This window comes from Paracidovorax avenae ATCC 19860 (assembly GCF_000176855.2).
GTDB classification, from domain to species: Bacteria; Pseudomonadota; Gammaproteobacteria; order Burkholderiales; family Burkholderiaceae_C; genus Paracidovorax; species Paracidovorax avenae.
The window spans coordinates 554,176-572,206 of sequence record NC_015138.1; the positions used below are offsets into that span (position 1 = coordinate 554,176).

Below are 18,031 nucleotides of genomic sequence, written 5' to 3' on the forward strand. Positions count from 1 at the left end.
GCCGTTGGCGCACGGCCTACACTCCCGGCAGCTCCGCCGGCTGCTGATCGCCGGCAGGAACCTTTTTCACGCACCGCCCCGGCGGGCTTGGCGGCACTTTGGAGGATGGGGCATGCTGGAATGTTCCCCGGCGGCGCTGGTGGCGCGCGCCGATGCGGCAATCGTGGACCTGGACGGCACCATGGTGGACACCCTGGGCGATTTCGCGGAGGCGCTGCGGCGCATGCTGGGCGAGCTGTCCCTGCCGGGCATTGACGCGGCGCAGATCGAGCGCATGGTGGGCAAGGGCACCGAGCACCTGCTGCGCTCGGTGCTGGACCACGTGCTGCAGCCGATGGAGCCCCAGCGCCGCGCCGCGGCGGTGGAGGCGCACTACCCGCAGGCATGGGAGGCCTACGGGCGCCATTACCTGGCGATCAACGGCAGCCATTCCCGCGTTTATGAGGGCGTGGCCGAGGGGCTGCAGGCCCTGCGCGCCGCGGGGCTGCGGCTGGCCTGCGTCACCAACAAGCCCGCAGCCTTCGCCATGCCCCTGCTGCGGACCAAGGGGCTGGACGGATTCTTCGACCATGTCTTCGGCGGGGACGCGTTCGAGCGCAAGAAACCCGATCCGCTGCCGCTGCTCAAGGCCTGCGAAGCCCTGGGAACGGCGCCTGCCCGGACGCTGGCTATCGGGGATTCCGTCAACGATGCGCGCGCGGCCCGCGCCGCCGGCTGCCCGGTGGTGCTGGTGACCTATGGCTACAACCACGGCCAACCCGCCCGCGAGGTGGACGCGGACGCGCACGTGGACAGCCTGCAGGCGCTGTGCGCGGGCTGATGCCGCGCCGCGGCGGGCCGGCGATCAGCCGGCCTTGCCCAGCAGGGCGTCCTTGAGCTTCCAGTCCGCGGGCTGCGGCCCGAGCCAGATGCCCATCAGCGCGTCGAAGAATTCGGGCTCGCGGAAGGGCTCGCCCTGCGGGACGCCTTTCACGGTGATGACCGTGCCCGTGCCGGGCAGCCAGTCCACGGTGAAGCGGTCCCCTGCCGCCAGCCGGCGGTGCGCGGCGAAGATCTCGCCCATGCGCAGCACGCCCGGCGCGAGGCGGGAGAACGCCGCCTTGTCCAGGTTGTCCTCGATGCCGCGCGCGAACAGCTTGCCCAGCTCCGTCGAGTCGATGTCGCGCAGCATGGTGATGGACAGCCGCTTGGGGCCGGGCAGCGCCACCACGTCCTGCAGCGTGCCGGCATGGCGCTCCAGGTACAGGCCGGCGGCATAGACCTTGAAGACGGCCTTGTAGCGCACGCCCGCGCCGTTGAGTGCCAGCGGGACGTCCGCCAGCGTGACACGCGGCTCGAACGCCACGCCGGCCACGGTGGTGGCGGTCTGTGCGCCCGCGGGCACGGCCCCGCAGGCGATGAGCCCGGCGAGCGCCCAGGCGAGGCTGCGTTGCCGAAGTGTCATGGCGACTTCCTAAAAAAGCACGATCGTTCTTTTTATTCTCGATGCCCTTCCGCGGGCTGCGCAACAGGGTTTTCGCGCAGGCCGCTTTGCTACACTTTGCGCCCATGTTCATTCACCACGTGGTCATCACAGGTCGCAGCGGCCGGGGAGCCTGGCCCTGGCGCAAGCCTGCCGCACCGAACCGCTGACCGCACCCGGGCCCCGCGATCCCGGCGTGTCCTCCGTGGCCCCTGCGGGGCCGAACGCAATGAACCTGGCGCGGCACTGGCCGCGGGCGCAACGACCGCCCGTGGCGGGCCGGCCGATCTGGAGCGATCTCCCGTGATCACCGAACTCGAATTCAAAAGCCTGGCCGGCGAAGGCTACAACCGCATTCCGCTCATCGCGGAGGCTTTCGCGGACCTGGAAACCCCACTGTCCCTCTACCTCAAGCTGGCCCATGCCCGCGACGGCGGCCGCTACAGCTTCCTGCTGGAATCCGTGGTGGGTGGCGAGCGCTTCGGACGCTACAGCTTCATCGGCCTGCCGGCGCGCACGCTGCTGCGCGCCAGCGGCTTCGGCGACCAGGCGCGCACCGAGGTGGTGACCGACGGGCAGGTGGTGGAAACCGACCAGGGCAATCCGCTGGACTTCATCGCTGCCTACCAGAAGCGCTTCAAGGTGGCGCTGCGGCCCGGCCTGCCCCGCTTCTGCGGTGGCCTGGCGGGGTATTTCGGCTACGACGCGGTGCGCTACATCGAGAAGAAGCTGGAATCGACCTGTCCGCCCGACACGCTGGGCATGCCGGACATCCTGCTGCTGCAGTGCGAGGAAGTGGCCGTCATCGACAACCTCTCGGGCAAGCTCTACCTGATCGTCTATGCGGACCCGGCGCAGCCCGAGGCCTATGCGCGCGGCAAGAAGCGCCTGCGCGAGCTGAAGGACCAGCTCAAGTACTCGGTGGCCGCCCCCCTGGTCAAGCCGACCGAGAGCCACCCGCCGCAGCGCGACTTCGCCAAGGCCGACTACCTGGCGGCCGTGGAGCGGGCCAAGGAACTCATCGCCGCGGGCGACTTCATGCAGGTGCAGGTGGGCCAGCGCATCCACAAGCGCTATACGGAGTCGCCCCTGTCGCTCTACCGCGCGCTACGCTCGCTCAACCCGTCGCCCTACATGTACTACTACCACTTCGGCGACTGCCACGTCGTGGGGGCGAGCCCGGAGATCCTGGTGCGCCAGGAGCGCACCGACGAGGGCCAGAAGATCACCATCCGGCCTCTGGCCGGCACGCGCCCGCGCGGCGCCACGCCCGAGAAGGACAAGGCGGCCGAGGTCGAACTGGTGAACGACCCCAAGGAGCGTGCCGAGCACGTGATGCTCATCGACCTGGCGCGCAACGACATCGGGCGCATCGCCCGCACCGGCACGGTGAAGGTGACGGAGGCCTTCGCCGTGGAGCGCTACAGCCACGTGATGCACATCGTGAGCAATGTGGAAGGCCTGCTGAACGAAGGCATGACCAGCATGGACGTGCTCAAGGCGACCTTCCCCGCCGGCACGCTCACCGGCGCGCCCAAGGTGCATGCGATGGAGCTCATCGACCGGCTCGAGCCCACCAAGCGGGGACTGTACGGCGGCGCCTGCGGCTACCTCAGCTACGCGGGCGACATGGACGTGGCCATCGCCATCCGCACCGGCATCGTGAAGGACGGCACGCTCTACGTGCAGGCCGCGGCCGGCGTGGTGGCGGACTCGGTCCCCGAGCTGGAATGGAAGGAAACGGAGCACAAGGCCCGCGCCCTGCTGCGCGCGGCCGAACTCGTCGAAGAAGGACTGGAATGACCCGCGCCATCGAAAAGACCCGCAGTTGCAGCAGCATGGCGGAGGTGCGCGAGCGCATCGACGCGCTCGACGACATCCTCGTGCCGCTGCTGGTGGAGCGGGGCGGCTACATGACCCAGGCGGCGCGCAACAAGCGCGAGGCATCCCAGGTGCGCGACGAAGGGCGCATCGAGTTCATCGTGCGGCGGGTGCGCGAGCGCGCGCTGGCCGAGGGCGGGGAGCCCGACGTGATCGAGGCGATCTACCGCAGCATGATGGAAGCCTACATCGCCTACGAGCACCGCGAGTTCGACCGGATGGTCGCCGCGGGCGAGAAGGCGGGCAACGCGGCGGACGGCAGGCCGGCCTGAGCGCGCCTTCTTCCCGCCGGCACGCCCGGGCCGGGCGCGCGGCGCTCAGTGCCGCATCGACGACAGCTTGAAAGCATTCGCCAGGGTGGAGCGGTTGCTGATGCCCCAGCGGGAGGCGACGTCCAGCATGTGGACGCGGCCGCCCGTGGCGCTGGCCTCTTCCATCTCCCCCTCGATGCGCCGCACGCGTTCGCGCCGGATCAGTTCCGCGGGGGTCATGCCCAAATGGTTGCGGAACGCCAGCTGCAGCGCGCGCTCGGTGACGCCCAGTCGGCCGGCGATCTCGCGCACCGAGAGGTTGGGGTCGTGCAGGTTTTCGATGATGTAGCGGTAGGCGGCGCGGTAGCGCGGAGGCAGGCGCAGGCCCACGGTGTCCTGCGGGGCGTTGCTGGCGGGCGTGTCCATCCGCTGCAGGGCCGCGTGGTGCACCACGCGCATGGCCTGCGCCACATGGCGCTTGTACTGCCGCAGCGACTCGCCGAGACGGCCTTCGCTCATGTGGATTTTCGACAGGCAGTACTGGATGTCCGAGGCCAGTGGGTGGTGTTCGATCTCGCGCTCGCCGCCGGCCAGCGGCATGATCGCTTCGCGGGCCGCAGGGATGGCGCGATCCGCCAGCAGGGCGAGGCAGCCCTCGACCCGGGCTTCCGCGTCGATGCCCGAGATGCCGTGCTGGCGCAGCCAGCGCCCGAAGCCGGCAACGGCTTCCTGGCGGCCTGACGGATCGCCGCCATGCATGCCGGCCAGGTATCCGAGGCGGGCGCGCAGCAGCGCGGGCGTGCCGGGGGTGGATTCCAGGGTGCGCAGTTCGGAGGCGAGGGTCTCGCCGGCCAGGCGTTCGCGGCCCAGCTCCTGGGCGGCCTCGGCGAAGGCATGGTCCGACAGTTCTTCGCTGTGCAGCAGTTCCACGCGAGAAAGGATTTCGAGCCGGATGGCTGCGGCGTGGAGCGCGAGGGGGGCCGCTGCCTCCTCCGATTCGCACAGCGACTGCGCACGCTGGGCCGCCACCAGTGCCGAGGCGTGCTGCCCCTGGGCCTGCAGCGACAGGGCGAGCCCGCAGCAGGCTTCCACGCGCAGCGGGGCGGGAACGTCGTGGTCATTGGCCACCAAGGCCCAGCAGGCGGCTGCCCGGGCGGGCTTGCGCAGGTGCTGGAACATCCATGCCTGGTCCAGTGCGGAATGCCAGCGCACCATGCTGCGCGAGACGGCGTCGTAGGCCTTGAGCTGCTGGTGGAAGACGTCGCTTGCGAGTTCTTCCTGCCCGATCAACAGCAGGGTCCGCCCGAGCAGGGCACCTTCTTCTACGGGGCTCGCGTCGCGGGACTGGCCGCGTTCCAGCCGCCGACGGCCCATCGCGGCGGCCTCCTTGACCTGCAGGTTCTGGAGCAACTGGGTGAGCGCCTGCGCTCCGTGGCCGATGCGGTGGCAGGAAAGAGAGAGCAGAGAAAGGAGCATGTCGATCGTCGCGGCCCCCGCCGCGCCCCATGTGGTTTGGATGAAGGCGATGCTAGGAACCATGCCGCGGACAAATCTCACCTAGGTTTTCCAAATCCTCAAATTTGCACACTCCAGGCATGGGGACGCGAAATTTGCGCCATGGGGCCGCATGCGGGAGGTGGACGCGGCTGTGTGCTCCATATAGGAAAGTTATTGATAGCGGAAATTAAATATGCAGCCCGGTCCTTGACAGCATTGGCGCTGCGGATTAACAAATGGCAGCACCGCCGCGGTCGTTGATACAAATCCCTGCAGAATATTGCATATTCCTATCGACGTATTACAGACGATAAATACACCTATCTCCGCTGGAATGAACTAAGCTTGCGCCTGTCGCCACTCACGCACGGATATTTGCAATGAAATGCAAAAATTGTGAATGTCCCGGTGGCTGACACATGGCTGTCATGGTCATGACTAGATCTACGAAAACGTTTGCGTATGGGGAAATTCATGCGAGTCGCATTGCTGTCGCGCCGTTCGGCGGTGAATCAATTCCTGGTGGATTTGTTGAATCGTGGGGGCATCCAGGCCATCTTGCAGGTCAGCATCGCTGCCTTCCGGATGCAGGCCCGTCGGCACCCGCCCGATGCGGTCATCCTGGAGGATTGCGGCGGTACGCTGGCCGAGGACCTCGGCCTGATCCGCAGCTGCATCTCGGCCCACGTGCCGGTGCTGGTGGCCGGCTCGGAGCTGCAGGCGGGCTTCGGCACGGCCCTGGCGTGCGGGGCGGTGGACTACATCAACCTGTCCCGTGTGGGCCATGACGAGCTGAAGGCGCGGCTGCGCGGGCACGTGGAGGCCTATGCGCTGGAGACCGCGCGGTCGATCACTGTGGATGGCTGCGAACTGGATCCGGCCCGCCAGTGCTTCGTCCATCGCGGCACGGTGGTCGAACTCACCCACCGCGAATGCGAACTCGCCTGGCTGCTGTTCTCGCGGCCCAACCAGGTGGTGTCCTCCCCCACCATCGTGGCCCGGGTCTGGGGGCGGTCGGTCGAATCCAACAAGCGCACGCTGGAGCAGCACATCTACAAGCTGCGCCTGAAGCTGCGCCAGTGCGGATGCAGCCTGCATGTGCAGGCCGCGTACGGCCGGGGCTACCGCCTCATGTCGTCCACCGAGGAAGCCACCGCCGCTCCGGTCGCGCAACCCCCCAGCATGCAGGTGTCCCGGGTCCGGCCTGCGGCGCCCCCGGTGCCCCCGGCCATGTCCGCCCCCATGCCGGCATCCCTGGCGGCGATGTTCTCCATGCCGCCGCTGGGCAGCTGAGCCGCAGGCCTGCCCGCCCCGCCAGGGGCCGGGCTCAGACCTTGATCCACAGGTATTCGCCGGAGCAGATCCCCAGGAAGGCCTCGTCGGTGGAGGTCAGGATGTTGTCGCCCCAGTAGCGGCCGTGCTCGGCATAGTGCGTGAGCGTTTCGGCCAGCCAGGTGCCCGTGATGTCGGGCGTCATCGGCACGCGCACGATGAGGATGATGCCGCCGGTGTCCGGGTTGATCCCGGCCTGCGCCTGGTCCTGCGCATAGACCGTGAGATTGGCCTCCAGCAGGAGGCGGTACACGGCCAGCGTGCGGCCTGCCGTGACGATGCCGAAATGGAAGTTCAGGTACATCGCGCCCACGTCGTTCTCGTAGTGCGCGATCTGGACCTCGAAGCCTTCGACTTCCACCCAGCCCCGGTCCAGCACGGCCCGGGAATCGGGCAGGTCGATGACACCGCAGAGATCGGTGACGAGTTGCTCGTACTGCTGGAAGCTCATGATCGCTCGGGCATGCGCGGCAGAAGCCATGCCGGCCCGCCGGCCAGACGTTCCGTCGTCAGCCGCAGCTGCGACGTGGTCCGGGGCCGGCTGTAGTTCAGGAGCTGCAGGGGCAGCAGCGCGAAACGGTCGGACGGCTTGCTCGATACGTCCATGCCGGCGCGCAGCAGCGCCTCGCGCACCTCGGCCACCGTGGTGAGCGGCTTGCCGCCGTTCTGGCGGCGCAGGTGCTCGGCGATCCGTGCCAGGAGCATCGCCTGTACCGGGTGCCCGGCGCCGTGCGATGCCCAGACGATCGAGCCTAGCGCGGCCACCAGCGTGTCGGCCTGCACCATGGGGTCGTCGCTGGACATGCCCACCTCGAGGTCCGCGAGCATGGCCTGCATGCGCAGCTTCGCCGCACTGCCGCCCGCCTGCGCCTGTCCGCCATGGCCGCGGCCATCGCTGCCCTGGTGGTGGCCTCCGGACTGCCCGCCGGAGCCGGACTCGCCATCGCGCGTGTCCTGCTGCGCCGTGTTGCTGCCGGGCTGCAGGAAGATGTCCTGGGAGTACTGTTCCTGCTCTTCCAGGTCGCGGCGGTGCTCCGCGAGGCCTTCGCGGCCGCGCTCGCGCACCTCCCGGCTGCTTTCCTCTTCCTGGCCCTTGTGCTCGCTGCGCGCGGATTCGCCGGTTTCCTTGGCCTGTTCGAAGTCGGCCAGGAAGTCCAGCGGCGTGCGCTCCTCCGTGGGCGCATGCTCGCTGCCCTGGCCCGGCAGGTGGCTGTGCCGGGGCGGCGGTGGAGGCGGGGGGCGCCCCAGCGTCTTGAAGACATAGTCGCCATAGCGGCCCTGCAGCACGGCGCGCTGCCGGTCCTGCACGGCTTCTTCATGCAGTTGCGTGCGCAGGTTTTCGCGCTTGACCAGCTGCTGTTGCTGCAGCTGGCGCGTGCGCAGCTGCTTCAGCCGGAACACCGAAAACAGGTTCTGCATCATGGCGTGAAGACGGCCGTGAGAAGCCGTTGCGAGAACTGCAGCACGGTGCTGCCCACCCAGGGGGCGCTCACGGCGACGGTGACCGTCACGCAGATGAGCTTGATGCCTTGCGAGATCGACTGGTCCTGCAGCGAGGTGACGGCCTGCACCAGCGCCACGAGCAGGCCGACGATCGCCGCGACGGCCACGGCCGGCAGCGACAGCAGCAGGCACAGCATGAGGGCCTCGGAGGTGAGCTGGACGATGTTGTCGTGGTTCATGGCGAGCGAGCCCCGTGCAGTCAGCGATAGGTCATGACCAGCCCGTGCATCACCTGGGACCATCCGTCGAGCACGACGAAGAGCAGCAGCTTGAAGGGGATGGCGACGTTGGTGGGGGAGACCTGGGACAGGCCCATGGCCAGCAGGACGTTGGCGATGACCAGCTCGACGATGATGAAGGCCAGGTAGAGCAGGAAGCCGATGCGGAAGGCGGCGGTAAGCTCGGTGAGCAGGAAAGCGGGCGCCAGCACCACGAGGTCGTCGGCCTGCAGCGACCGGGCACGGTCCTCGGGCCAGAGCGCCTGGGCCGACTTGAGGAAGAACGCCTTCTCGGCAGCATCGGCGTGCTTGTCCAGGAACTTGCGGAACGGCTCGCGTGCGGCCGAGGCGGCGGCGAGCATCTGCTGGGTGTTGGAGCTCTGCGCGGAGGGCGGCAGCATCTGCATGCGGTCCGAGGCCTCCATGGCGACCGGGGCCATGACGTACACCGAGATGATGATGGCGATGCCGTTGAGCACCATGTTGGGAGGCACCTGCTGCACGCCGAGCGCGTTGCGCAGCAGGCCCAGGACCACCACCACCTTGGTGTAGGACGTGACGATCATGGCGGCGAACGGCAGCACCGCCAGCAGCATCAGCGCCAGCGCCAGCGAGATGGGATCGAGTCCCGAAATCGGCGTCATGGTGCGTCCGTTGCCGTGGGCGATGCGGCTGCGCCGGCCGCCGCCATGTGCGCGATGCGCACGCCCAGGCTTTCGCCGATCACGACCAGGCGGCCCGTGCCCACGACCTGGCCGTGGCAGACAAGGCGGACGGTGGCGTCGCGGGCAGGGACGGCGAGCGGGACGACCGAACCGGCATCCAGCGCCGCGAGTTCGTCCAGGCGGATGTGGGCCGTGTCGATCTCGATGGCGACGGGAACGCGGATGCTGCCGATGTCGGCCAGGGGGAGCGGCGTGGCCGGCAGGGCGGCTTCGCTGCCGGCGTCTTCCGGGATTTCCGCGGCGGCGCTGGCGGGAGCCGGCTCGGCGCTGCCATCGTCCAGGTCCGCGAAGGCATCGGCCTGCGGTGCGGCGTGCAGCGCGATTTCGGAGTCGTCCAGATCGAGTTCTGCGGGTATGTGCATGGTGGTTCCCAGTCCGAAAGAGAGATGGCAGGGGCGCCGCCGGCCTGCGGCGAGCGTGCCGCACAGGACGACATCGCCTGCCGCCAGGGTGGCGAGGTCCGCGGGCGCGAGCCTGCGGGTGGCGAGGCGGACGGTGCCGGGCAGGCGCAGCGCCGCGAAGGGGGCGCCGTCGGCCTGCGCGGAATGCGCGAGGCTGGCCTGCAGCCTGGCGGCCACGGTGCCGTCGATGGCATGCAGGCCGATGCGCAGGCCGCCGCATGTCCATTCCAGTGGCGCCTGCACGGCCGGGCGCACGGCCACGGCGGACAGGGCGAGGCCCGGCAGCACCGGCGCCGCGGCGGCGAGGGGGCCTGCGAGCAGGGTTTCCGCCACTTCGCGCGCCAGCGCGGCATCGGCGAGGCGGGCCGCCATGCCGAGCGCCGGCCATGCCGACACGGGCACGGAGACCTGCAGGTGTCCGTGCATGCAGGAGAAGTCCAGCATCGCCGCCTCGTGCCGGTGGCCGGGCGTGGCGGCTGCCACGCGCCCCTGCGGCTGTCCGCAGAGGCCGGCTGCCCAGCGCGCGAAGCGGCGGTCGAAGGCGATGCGCGCCAGATGCGCCTCGCCGGCGGGCACGGTCGGCAGACAGTCGGCCAGTTCGGCGTTGGTGGCGGATGGGGGCGCGAGGACGTTCACGTTGGAGATTCCAGATCGATGTCGATGCCGCGCTGTCCGGGGCCCAATGCCTCGAGCTGCGCACGCAGTGGATCGCGATGGAGGGAGATTAGCCGTGCCGATTCGGAGGACTGGGTGCGGAACCGAAGGCTCATCGCGTAAGGCGAAAGGGTGAGGGCGACTTCGCTTTCCGGGAGCACGGCCGGGTCCATCGGCACCGTGACGGACCAGGACTGGAAGGCCGGATCGGCCTGGGCGCACAGCCATGCGATGCGCTGCACGGTGTCCTGCAGCCAGGCGGGCGCATCGGCCGCGGCAGGGCGCGCCGGGGCGCCGGCGCCGGGCTGTTCCGCTCCGGAGTCCTGCCCGGGCTGCCGGGGGGTATCGCCGTCCTGGCGCGCCAGGGAAGGCGCCTGCGGGGGCGGTGGCGCCGTGGCGGGAGCCGGGGCCGGCGGGAGGGTCGTGTCGGGAGTCGCGGCGAGGGCCGCGTCCGGCGTGGGGCCCGCGGTGTCGGCGGACGGCGTGGCGCTGTCCGGTGCAGCGGCCTGGCCGGCCGCAGGATAGTCTTTCGCTGCCAGCGCGCTGGACCGGGCCTGTCTCTCCGCCATGGCGTCCGGTCCGGGCCACGGCGGGGCCTCCTCGTCCGGGTTGCAGGCGTGGACGGGCAGCGGATGCACTGGCGAGGCTGCGGCGGGCGTGTCTGGCTCGGCGGGGCCCGCGGGCGCACGCCGCGCTGGCATTTGCAGGAAGCCGGCGGATTCCGGCATGGCGTCGGCCGCATCGCCCAGCAGGTGGCGCTGGAACCGGTGGGCGGCGCCGGCCGCTTGCGGCAGGGTGGATGGCCCGCGCCATACGGCCTCCGGAGCCAGGCTGCGGCTGCCGGAGGGGCCCGGGCGGAGTTGCGAGAGGTCTTGGCCCATGGCGCAGGCTAGGCGACGCGGCCGATCGGCCGCAGCTCGATCAGGCTGCCCAGTTCCTGGAAGGAATACACGCGCAGCCAGTCGATGCGGCCTTCGATCATCTTCTTGACGTAGCGGCGGATGTCCATCGACGTGACCAGGGCCACGCCCGTGGCGGGCGACGAGCGCGCGACGGCCGCGATGCGGTCGGTGATGTCCCGCGCGTCGTCGGGCGACATGGCGAGGTAGTTGCCGGCGGGCGTGGGCTTGATGCAGCCGCGGATCGCCTGTTCGATTTCCGGCGCGAGCAGGATGGCCGAGATGTGCCGCTGGCCGCCGCCGGCCTCGTGCGCGAGGTAGCGGCCCAGGTCGGAGCGCACGTATTCGGTGAGCAGCAGCAGGTCCTTTTCCTTGGGCGCCCAGGTGATGAGGCTTTCGAAGATGCTGCGGATGTTGCGGATGGGCACCTGTTCTTCCAGCAGGCGCCGCAGCACCTCGGCCATGCGCTGCAGCGGCATGACCTTCTGCACTTCGGCCACCAGCCCCGGATATTCCGGCGTGGCCCGCTCGATGATCCACTGCACTTCCTGCACGCCCATGAACAGGTGGGCGTGGCGCTGGAGCATCTCCACCACTTCGCGGGCGATCACCTGCTCGATCTCCAGGCAGGCCCCGGCGCGCTGGGCGGGCGGGATGGCCGCCTGGGGGACCCAGAGCGACTCCTCCATGCCCAGCAGCGGGCCGTGCCGCTGGGCCTGCGCGGCCAGGGCGGACTGCGGGTCCAGCAGCAGGAGCATGTCGCCGGGCAATTGCGGCTGTGCCACGGGCACGTCGTTGATGAGGATGTCGAAGCGCAGGTCCTGGAGGCCGTCCCAGACCCACATCGCGGCGCCGGGGAAGGGCAGCCCCAGCCGCGTCTGCAGCCCTTCACGCTCCTTGTTCAGGGCCTGGTCGAGCCGCTCGGCATTGAGCAGGCGGGCGAGCGGGTCGGACAGGCGGATCGACAGCGGCTTGGCGAATTCGGGGGCGCGGTGCTGGATGGCCGTGCCCTCGCCCTTGCCGCCTTCGCGCAGCAGGGAGGCGATGGGCTTGGAGTGGGTCTTGGCGCTGCCCGGCGTGGCCGACTTGCGGCTGCGCGACAGCCACTGGCCGCCGCCCACCAGGCCCGCCGCCAGCAGGCAGAACGGAACGGCGGGAAAGCCCGGAATGGCCGCGAAGCCCAGGGTGAGCGCGCCCGCGAGGTACATGGAGCGGGTATTGCGCGTGAGCTGCTCCGTCATGTCCTCGCCCAGGGAGGTGGGCTTCTTGCGGTGCTCGTCGGCCACGCGGGTGGTCAGGATACCGGCGGCCATACAGATGAAGAGCGCGGGAATCTGCGAGACCATGGCGTCGCCGATGGACAGCACGGCGAAGCGGTTGGCCGCCTCCCCGGCGGTCATGCTGTGGTACATGATGCCCACCACGATGCCCGCGAGGATGTTGACCAGCGTGATGATGAGGCCCGCGATGGCGTCGCCCTTCACGAACTTCATCGCGCCGTCCATCCCGCCGTGCAGCATGCTCTCCATGCTGAGCCGGGCGCGCTTGGCCTTGGCCTCGTCGGCGGTGAGCAGGCCGGCGCGCAGGTCGGCGTCGATGCTCATCTGCTTGCCGGGCAGCGCGTCGAGCGTGAAGCGCGCGCCGACTTCGGCGACGCGCTCCGAGCCCTTGGCGATGACGATGAACTGCACGATGGTGATCACCAGGAACACCACGATGCCCACCACGAGGTTGCCGCCCACCACGAGCTGGCCGAAGCTTTCGATCAGGTGGCCCGCGTCGGCGTGCAGCAGGATGGCCTTGGTCGAGGCGATGTTCAGCGACAGCCGGAACAGCGTGGTGAACAGCAGCAGCGAAGGGAAGGTGGAGAGCGAGACCGCGTCCGGTATGAACAGGGTGGTCATCAGCAGCAGCACGCTGATGCTGAGGTTGATCGCGAGCAGCGAGTCGATCAGCAGCGTGGGCAGCGGCAGGATCATCAGCGCGATCACGCCGACGAGAAAGCCGGCCATCGTCAGGTCGTTGACCAGGGTGGAGTCGAATCGTTTGGCCATGGAGTGGTCCTCGGGGAGCGGGGCACGGGATGGAAAGCAGGGCGTCAGCGCGGGCTGCCGCCGCCGAGCCGGTCGAGTTCCGCCACCCAGCGCAGCACGACGGAGACGGCCTCGAACAGTTCCTCGGGAATGGGCTGGTCCAGCGGCAGCTTGTGCAGGGCCCGCGCCAGCGGCGGGTTGGCGATGAGCGGGATGTGGTGCAACGCGGCCAGTCCGCGGATGACGGCGGCCTGTTCGTCCATGCCCTTGGCCACGACGATGGGCAGCGGGGTCGCGCCGGCTTCGTAGCGCAGCGCCACGGCGTAATGGGTGGGGTTGGTGACGACCACCGTGGCGCCCGGCACCCGTTCCTGCGGCGGTGATGTCGCCATTTCCTCGCGCAGCGACTTGAGGTGGCCCTTGAGGTGCGGGTCGCCTTCGCTGTCCTTGTTCTCGCGCTTCACGTCGTCCTTGCTCATGCGCTGGTCCCGGATGAAGAGCCAGTGCTGCAGGCCGAAGTCGAGGGGGCCGATGACCAGGAAGACGAGGAATGCGAACGAAAAGAGTTTCAGCAGCGCGCTCCAGGCGATCTTTCCGCTGGCCTCGGGCGTGAGATAGACGGAACCCACGAGCAGGGGCACCAGCCCGGTCACGATGTGCCACAGCACGGCGCCGAAGACGACGGCCTTGAGGACGGACTTGGCGAATTCGACGAGCGACCGCGCGTTGAACATCTTCTTGAGCCCCTCGGCGGGGTTCAGGCTGTCGAACTTGGGCGTGAGGGGCTCGAAGGTGATCATGAAGCCGACCTGCGGCAGCAGGGCCAGCACGGCCACCAGGACCGAGACGATGACCATGCCGAAAGCCACCGCCATGCCGTCGAGCGCCATGGAGGACAGCAGCGCCAGCAGCTCCTGCGTGCCGTGCACGCGCACGCCCTGTTCCAGCGCCGTGGTGACGATGCGGCGCACGCGGTCGTAGAGCAGGGGGCCCGCACCCGTGAGGACGAGCAGGGCCGCACCCAGGACGGCACCGGCCACCAGGTCCTGGCTCTTGGTGGTCTGGCCCTTCTTGCGGGCGTCCTTGAGTTTCTTGGCTGTGGGCTCTTCGGTTTTTTCCGACATGGTGGGCCATCGATCCAGCGCGGAATGCGCGGCATGCGCCAATCTAGGGGCCGGGCGGCCGCGGAACCCCGTGCCGGGCGAAGCGGTGCCGCCCGGTGCGAAGCGGTGGCAGGGCGGGCGCGCATGTGCTCCGGGGTTTCGCATTCCGGTGGACGGCTTCGGGGCGGCCGGCGCCGCGCGGGCTCCTATGCCCCAGGCTGCTGGCCAGCTGGCCGGGGTGGATCGGCCGATGGAGAACTCGTGAGCACGATCAAGGGCCTGCGCACGCTGGTGCGCCTCAAGGCACGCCGCACGGAGCAGGCCGAAGCGGCCCTGCAGGACAGCATCCAGGCGCTGAAAGGCGAAGAGGAGGCACTGGCGCAGGCGCAGGCCGAGGAGTCGCATGCGCGCGATGCGGAGCGTGCGCGCCGCGAGCGGCTGGCGTCGGCCACGTCGGCGGGCAGTTGCTTCGTGGCCAACGATGCGATCACCCTGCAGATGCTGGTGTCCGAGGCGCAGGGCCGGAGCGCGGAGGCCGAACGCCATGCGGCGCAGGCCCAGGGGCGGGTGGAGGCGGCCCGCGAGCAGGTCCGGCTGCGCGACGCGGCCGTGCGCCGTGCGCAGCGGCAGCTGGAAGCCACGCGCGAGCGCCTGGAGCAGGCCCTTGCGGCCGCCGAGCGCGCACAGGAGGACGCGCAGGACGAGGAGGCCGAGGAAACCGCGGTGGCCCGCATGCTGGCCGCTGCGCGGCAGGGGCGGCGCACCGGCGCGCGATCCGGGGCATCGAGGGCGGTGGAGGTCTGACGCGATGGAAGAGTATTTGCAGAATGGGTATGCGCTGGTCCGGCTGGGCGGAGACCTGCACGGCATGCTGGGATTGCTCGCGCTCTGCTGCGCACGCTTCTATGCGGCCATGCTGGTGCTGCCGGCGACCAACGACCAGTTGCTGCTGGGGCGCGTGCGCAACGGGACGGTGCTGCTGCTGGGGGCTTTCGTGGCGTGGGGGCAGCCTTCGGGGCTGCTCGAGTCCACCAGCCCGCTGGTCTTCATCGCCCTGGTGGTGAAGGAGGCGCTGATCGGCATGCTGATCGGATTCGCCGTCTCGGTGGTGTTCTGGGCGGCCGAAGGCATCGGCATGCTGATTGACAACCAGGCGGGCTACAACAACATCCAGCAGACCAACCCGCTCAGCGGGCAGCAGAGCACGCCGGTGGGCAACCTGCTCATGCAGCTGGCGATCGTGGGCTTCTACATGCTGGGCGGCATGATGGTGTTCGTGGGGCTGCTGTTCGACAGCTACGACTGGTGGCCGCTGACGGGAATGATGCCCAGCTGGCCGGTGCTGGCGGAACGCTTCTTTCCCGACGAGGTCGCCGGCTACGCGCAGACCGTGCTCAAGATCGCGGGGCCGGTGCTCATGACGCTGATGCTGATCGACCTGGGCATGGGGTTGCTCAGCAAGGCGGCCGAGAAGCTCGAGCCCGGAAGCCTGGCGCAGCCCATCAAGGGCGCGGCCACCATGCTCCTGCTGGTGCTGCTGGTGGGGGTCTTCTTCCACCAGGTGCGCGAGCAGCTCACCCTGCGGCCCGTGGCGCAGCGGCTGGAGCGCATCTTCGCCCCGCGTGACCCGGCGGATTCCGGTCCCGCAGGCGTGGCTTCGCCACCGGTGCCTGCGCCGGCGACCGGCCCTGCTGCGAGCACCGCTGCAGGTCGCTAGCGTTCACGGGCCTGGTCCCGCTCCGCCGTCTTCACTCCATTCGTGCGCCGGCATGCCCTGCAGGGCACCCGGCGCTTGTTGCCGTGGGTCGGCCTCGCATGCAGAGGCGCGGGCCGCTGCCGTTCCCGCCCCCTGTGTTCCCCCCGGGCATCCGCTGCGGCCATACCCGTTGCCGCAGACGGTTCGCATCCGCTGCGCCGTCTTCGCGTGGCGCCCGCGGACTGCGGGGGCCGGCTCTTAACGTGCCAGTGCGATCTCCCGATGCCTGCCGTGCGGGTTTCTGCTTTCGTGCACGCAGCGCGCCGTTGCTCCTTCCTGGTTCGGAGTGTCGGCGCGCTGCGTGCCCGCGGCGGAACGTGCGCAGCCAGGAGCGGGAGGTCGGGACGTGTTGCCCGGCATGCCTGCCGCCGGCCGCCTTCGGGGTGGCTGGCCGTGCATGCCGGCCATCGCTCGGCGGTGGTCCGGGAAGCGGTTGCATCCCAGGACTGCGGCAACGGCGTCCGCCGCAGGGCGGCCGCTGCTTTTTTGATTCACCTCACAGGAGTTCATCCATGGCCATTTCTCTCCAGACGCAGATGCAAACCTCCTCGCTGGGCCTTTCCAGCGATTCGTCCGCGGCATCCGGCAGCAGCGGCGGAGACAATCCGCTGCAGCAGATCATGATGCTGATCATCGAGCAGGTGCTCAAGGCGCTGCAGGACAAGCTCGGCAACAAGGGCGGCGGCAAGGCACCCGGCGGTGCCGATTCCGCGTCCGGTCCCGGCGGTGCCGGCGGCAACCAGGGAGGTTCGGGCCCGGAAGGTGCGCTGCAGCGCTTTGCCGAACTGTTCAAGGGCCTGAGCGAAGCGCTGGACAAGTCGCTCAACGACCAGAAGGCCAACGATTTCGCGCAGAAGCTGGCCAACGCGCTGGGCACGGATGCCAAGACGCTGGACAAGCTCGATGACGGCAAGGAAAACGGCAGTTTCAACGACTTCGCCAAGGACTTCATGAAGAACCTGGACGCGCTCTCCCAGGGCGGTGCGGGCGGTGCCGACGGCAGCGGCAGCGTGGGTGGTGGCTCGGGCGGTGGTGCCAGCGGCGCAGGCAATGCCGGCGGCGCGGATGGCGCGGGCGGTGCCGGTGGAACCGGCGGAGCCGAAGGCGCTGGTGGCGCCGGCGGCGCAGATGGCGCGGAGGGCTCCGATGGCAGCATCGGCGACCTGGTCAAGCAACTGATCGAACGCCTGCTCAAGGGCGATTCGCAGGGCGCTGACAACGTGTCGGGCAAGGACGGCGCCGGCGACAAGGGCGGTGCGGACGGCAAGGGCGACGCTTCGCTCGACAAGCTGATGGAAGTGCTCAAGCAGTTCATCCAGCTGCTGGAAATGGCCCTGAAGGGCAACAACGGCAGCCAGGGCGGCGGCAACGGCGGCGGTGCGGGTGCTCCCCAGGGCGCTGGCGGTGCCGGCGGTGCGCAGGGCGGTGCAGGTGGCGCCCAGGGTGGTGCTGGCGGCGCGCAAGGCGCCGGAGGCGGTGCCCCCGCTGGCGGCGGCTCGCCGGAGGCGGGCGGCGCGCAGGGTGCGGGTGGCTCGGGCGGTGGCGCCCAGGGCGCCGACGGTGCCGGCAGCCCCGAGGACCAGATCAAGCAACTGCTCGACGATTTCGCGAAGGGCAACACCAGCGGCGTGGACAACATGCTCAAGGGCGAGAAGGGCCAGGAGCAGCTCAAGCAGATCCTCGAGATGCTGATGAAGCTGATCGAGGCGCTGACCGGCAAGAAGCCCGGCAACGATGGCGCCGACCAGGCCGGTGGCCAGGGTGGCGGCAGCGGTGGCGGATCGCCGGCTGCAGGCGGCGCACAAGGCGGACAGGCTCCGCAGGGTGGGCAGGCTGCGCCGGCTCCGGCCGCCGCTCCGGCTCCTGCTCCCGCCCCGACCCCGGCACCCCAGCCGTCGGGCACCGCCGCACCCCAGCCCGCCTCGACCGAGTCGGACAGCCGCGACGGCACGCAGCGTGATTCCGATCCTGCTGCCAAGGCCCGGCCCCCGGTGCCCGAGCCGGTCAAGGTGCAGCAGCCCGAAGCCACGCAGGCTCCGGCGCCTGCCCCGGCTCCTGCGCCGGCTGCCGCTCCCCAGGAGCAGCATGCAGCGTCCCGCTGACCTGCAGGACGGCGGACTGCCCATGGGCGGTCCGTCGCTGCGGGCGGTGCCCCGGTCCGGCGGGGAACGCGCCTCGTCGGCGGGGGCTGCCGGCCGGCCCCGGACCGGCCGCGGCATGGTCTTCTGAACTCGACCCGCGCCGGTCTCCTTTCCACATTCCGCCGGAATATCCGCCTGCAGGCTGCCGAGGGAGGGCGCGCAGCTGCCATGCCCG

18 protein-coding genes are annotated in these 18,031 nt (G+C 69.8%); 8 read left to right on the plus strand and 10 right to left on the minus strand.

The window, feature by feature from the left end:
- The first annotated feature begins 112 nt into the window (after positions 1-112).
- On the plus strand, positions 113-820 hold the full coding sequence (gene gph / locus ACAV_RS02460) for a phosphoglycolate phosphatase (RefSeq protein WP_013592997.1): 708 nt from the start codon (positions 113-115) through the stop codon (positions 818-820).
- 24 nt (positions 821-844) lie between these two features.
- On the opposite strand, the gene ACAV_RS02465 is transcribed toward gph, so the two are convergent.
- Positions 845-1,444 carry a chalcone isomerase family protein gene (locus ACAV_RS02465; protein ID WP_013592998.1) on the minus strand — a complete coding sequence of 200 codons (600 nt, stop codon included), beginning with the start codon at positions 1,442-1,444 and terminating at the stop codon, positions 845-847.
- A gap of 321 nt (positions 1,445-1,765) precedes the next feature.
- Here ACAV_RS02465 and trpE point away from each other — a divergent pair, with 321 nt between their 5' ends.
- The gene (trpE, locus tag ACAV_RS02470; protein ID WP_013592999.1) at positions 1,766-3,265 is read left to right on the plus strand and encodes an anthranilate synthase component I; all 1,500 of its coding nucleotides are present in this window, start codon (positions 1,766-1,768) and stop codon (positions 3,263-3,265) included.
- Positions 3,262-3,615 carry a chorismate mutase gene (locus tag ACAV_RS02475; protein ID WP_013593000.1) on the plus strand — a complete coding sequence of 118 codons (354 nt, stop codon included), beginning with the start codon at positions 3,262-3,264 and terminating at the stop codon, positions 3,613-3,615. Before trpE ends, ACAV_RS02475 begins: the two co-directional genes overlap by 4 nt.
- Before the next feature lie 45 nt (positions 3,616-3,660).
- Here the strand turns inward: ACAV_RS02475 and ACAV_RS02480 are convergent, their stop codons facing one another.
- Positions 3,661-5,070, minus strand: a complete 1,410-nt coding sequence (locus tag ACAV_RS02480) for a helix-turn-helix transcriptional regulator (protein ID WP_225977224.1) — start codon at positions 5,068-5,070, stop codon at positions 3,661-3,663.
- A gap of 495 nt (positions 5,071-5,565) precedes the next feature.
- Between ACAV_RS02480 and ACAV_RS02485 the strand changes: the two genes are divergently transcribed.
- On the plus strand, positions 5,566-6,384 hold the full coding sequence (locus ACAV_RS02485; RefSeq protein ID WP_013593002.1) for a response regulator transcription factor: 819 nt from the start codon (positions 5,566-5,568) through the stop codon (positions 6,382-6,384).
- A gap of 34 nt (positions 6,385-6,418) precedes the next feature.
- On the opposite strand, the gene ACAV_RS02490 is transcribed toward ACAV_RS02485, so the two are convergent.
- From ACAV_RS02490 to sctU, 8 genes are read right to left on the minus strand one after another with little or no spacing between them, the layout of a single operon-like run.
- Positions 6,419-6,874, minus strand: coding sequence for a type III secretion system chaperone family protein (locus ACAV_RS02490; RefSeq protein WP_013593003.1), 456 nt, complete (start codon positions 6,872-6,874; stop codon positions 6,419-6,421).
- The gene (locus ACAV_RS02495; RefSeq protein WP_013593004.1) at positions 6,871-7,845 is read right to left on the minus strand and encodes a hypothetical protein; all 975 of its coding nucleotides are present in this window, start codon (positions 7,843-7,845) and stop codon (positions 6,871-6,873) included. The genes ACAV_RS02490 and ACAV_RS02495 overlap by 4 nt, the downstream gene beginning before the upstream one ends.
- Positions 7,842-8,105, minus strand: coding sequence for a type III secretion system export apparatus subunit SctS (gene sctS / locus ACAV_RS02500; protein WP_013593005.1), 264 nt, complete (start codon positions 8,103-8,105; stop codon positions 7,842-7,844). The genes ACAV_RS02495 and sctS overlap by 4 nt, the downstream gene beginning before the upstream one ends.
- 20 nt (positions 8,106-8,125) lie before the next feature.
- Entirely contained in the window at positions 8,126-8,788 is a 663-nt protein-coding gene (sctR, locus tag ACAV_RS02505; protein ID WP_013593006.1) for a type III secretion system export apparatus subunit SctR, read from the minus strand.
- Positions 8,785-9,906, minus strand: coding sequence for a type III secretion system cytoplasmic ring protein SctQ (gene sctQ / locus ACAV_RS02510; RefSeq protein ID WP_013593007.1), 1,122 nt, complete (start codon positions 9,904-9,906; stop codon positions 8,785-8,787). Before sctQ ends, sctR begins: the two co-directional genes overlap by 4 nt.
- The gene (locus ACAV_RS02515) at positions 9,903-10,805 is read right to left on the minus strand and encodes a type III secretion HpaP family protein (protein ID WP_013593008.1); all 903 of its coding nucleotides are present in this window, start codon (positions 10,803-10,805) and stop codon (positions 9,903-9,905) included. Before ACAV_RS02515 ends, sctQ begins: the two co-directional genes overlap by 4 nt.
- An 8-nt stretch (positions 10,806-10,813) precedes the next feature.
- Entirely contained in the window at positions 10,814-12,877 is a 2,064-nt protein-coding gene (gene sctV, locus ACAV_RS02520; RefSeq protein ID WP_013593009.1) for a type III secretion system export apparatus subunit SctV, read from the minus strand.
- A gap of 44 nt (positions 12,878-12,921) precedes the next feature.
- Entirely contained in the window at positions 12,922-13,980 is a 1,059-nt protein-coding gene (gene sctU / locus ACAV_RS02525; RefSeq protein ID WP_013593010.1) for a type III secretion system export apparatus subunit SctU, read from the minus strand.
- A gap of 240 nt (positions 13,981-14,220) precedes the next feature.
- Between sctU and ACAV_RS02530 the strand changes: the two genes are divergently transcribed.
- The 4 genes from ACAV_RS02530 to ACAV_RS24435 all read left to right on the plus strand — a co-directional run bounded on the left by ACAV_RS02530 (position 14,221) and on the right by ACAV_RS24435 (position 17,944).
- Positions 14,221-14,763 (plus strand): type III secretion protein, encoded by a 543-nt coding sequence (locus ACAV_RS02530; RefSeq protein WP_013593011.1) that lies wholly within the window; start codon positions 14,221-14,223, stop codon positions 14,761-14,763.
- A 4-nt stretch (positions 14,764-14,767) separates the two neighbouring features.
- Positions 14,768-15,676 (plus strand): type III secretion system export apparatus subunit SctT, encoded by a 909-nt coding sequence (sctT, locus tag ACAV_RS02535; protein ID WP_013593012.1) that lies wholly within the window; start codon positions 14,768-14,770, stop codon positions 15,674-15,676.
- 551 nt (positions 15,677-16,227) lie between these two features.
- On the plus strand, positions 16,228-17,817 hold the full coding sequence (locus tag ACAV_RS25170) for a hypothetical protein (protein ID WP_013593013.1): 1,590 nt from the start codon (positions 16,228-16,230) through the stop codon (positions 17,815-17,817).
- Complete coding sequence (locus ACAV_RS24435) at positions 17,801-17,944, plus strand: hypothetical protein (RefSeq protein WP_013593014.1); 144 nt, start codon at positions 17,801-17,803, stop codon at positions 17,942-17,944. The genes ACAV_RS25170 and ACAV_RS24435 overlap by 17 nt, the downstream gene beginning before the upstream one ends.
- Positions 17,945-18,031: the final 87 nt, after the last annotated feature.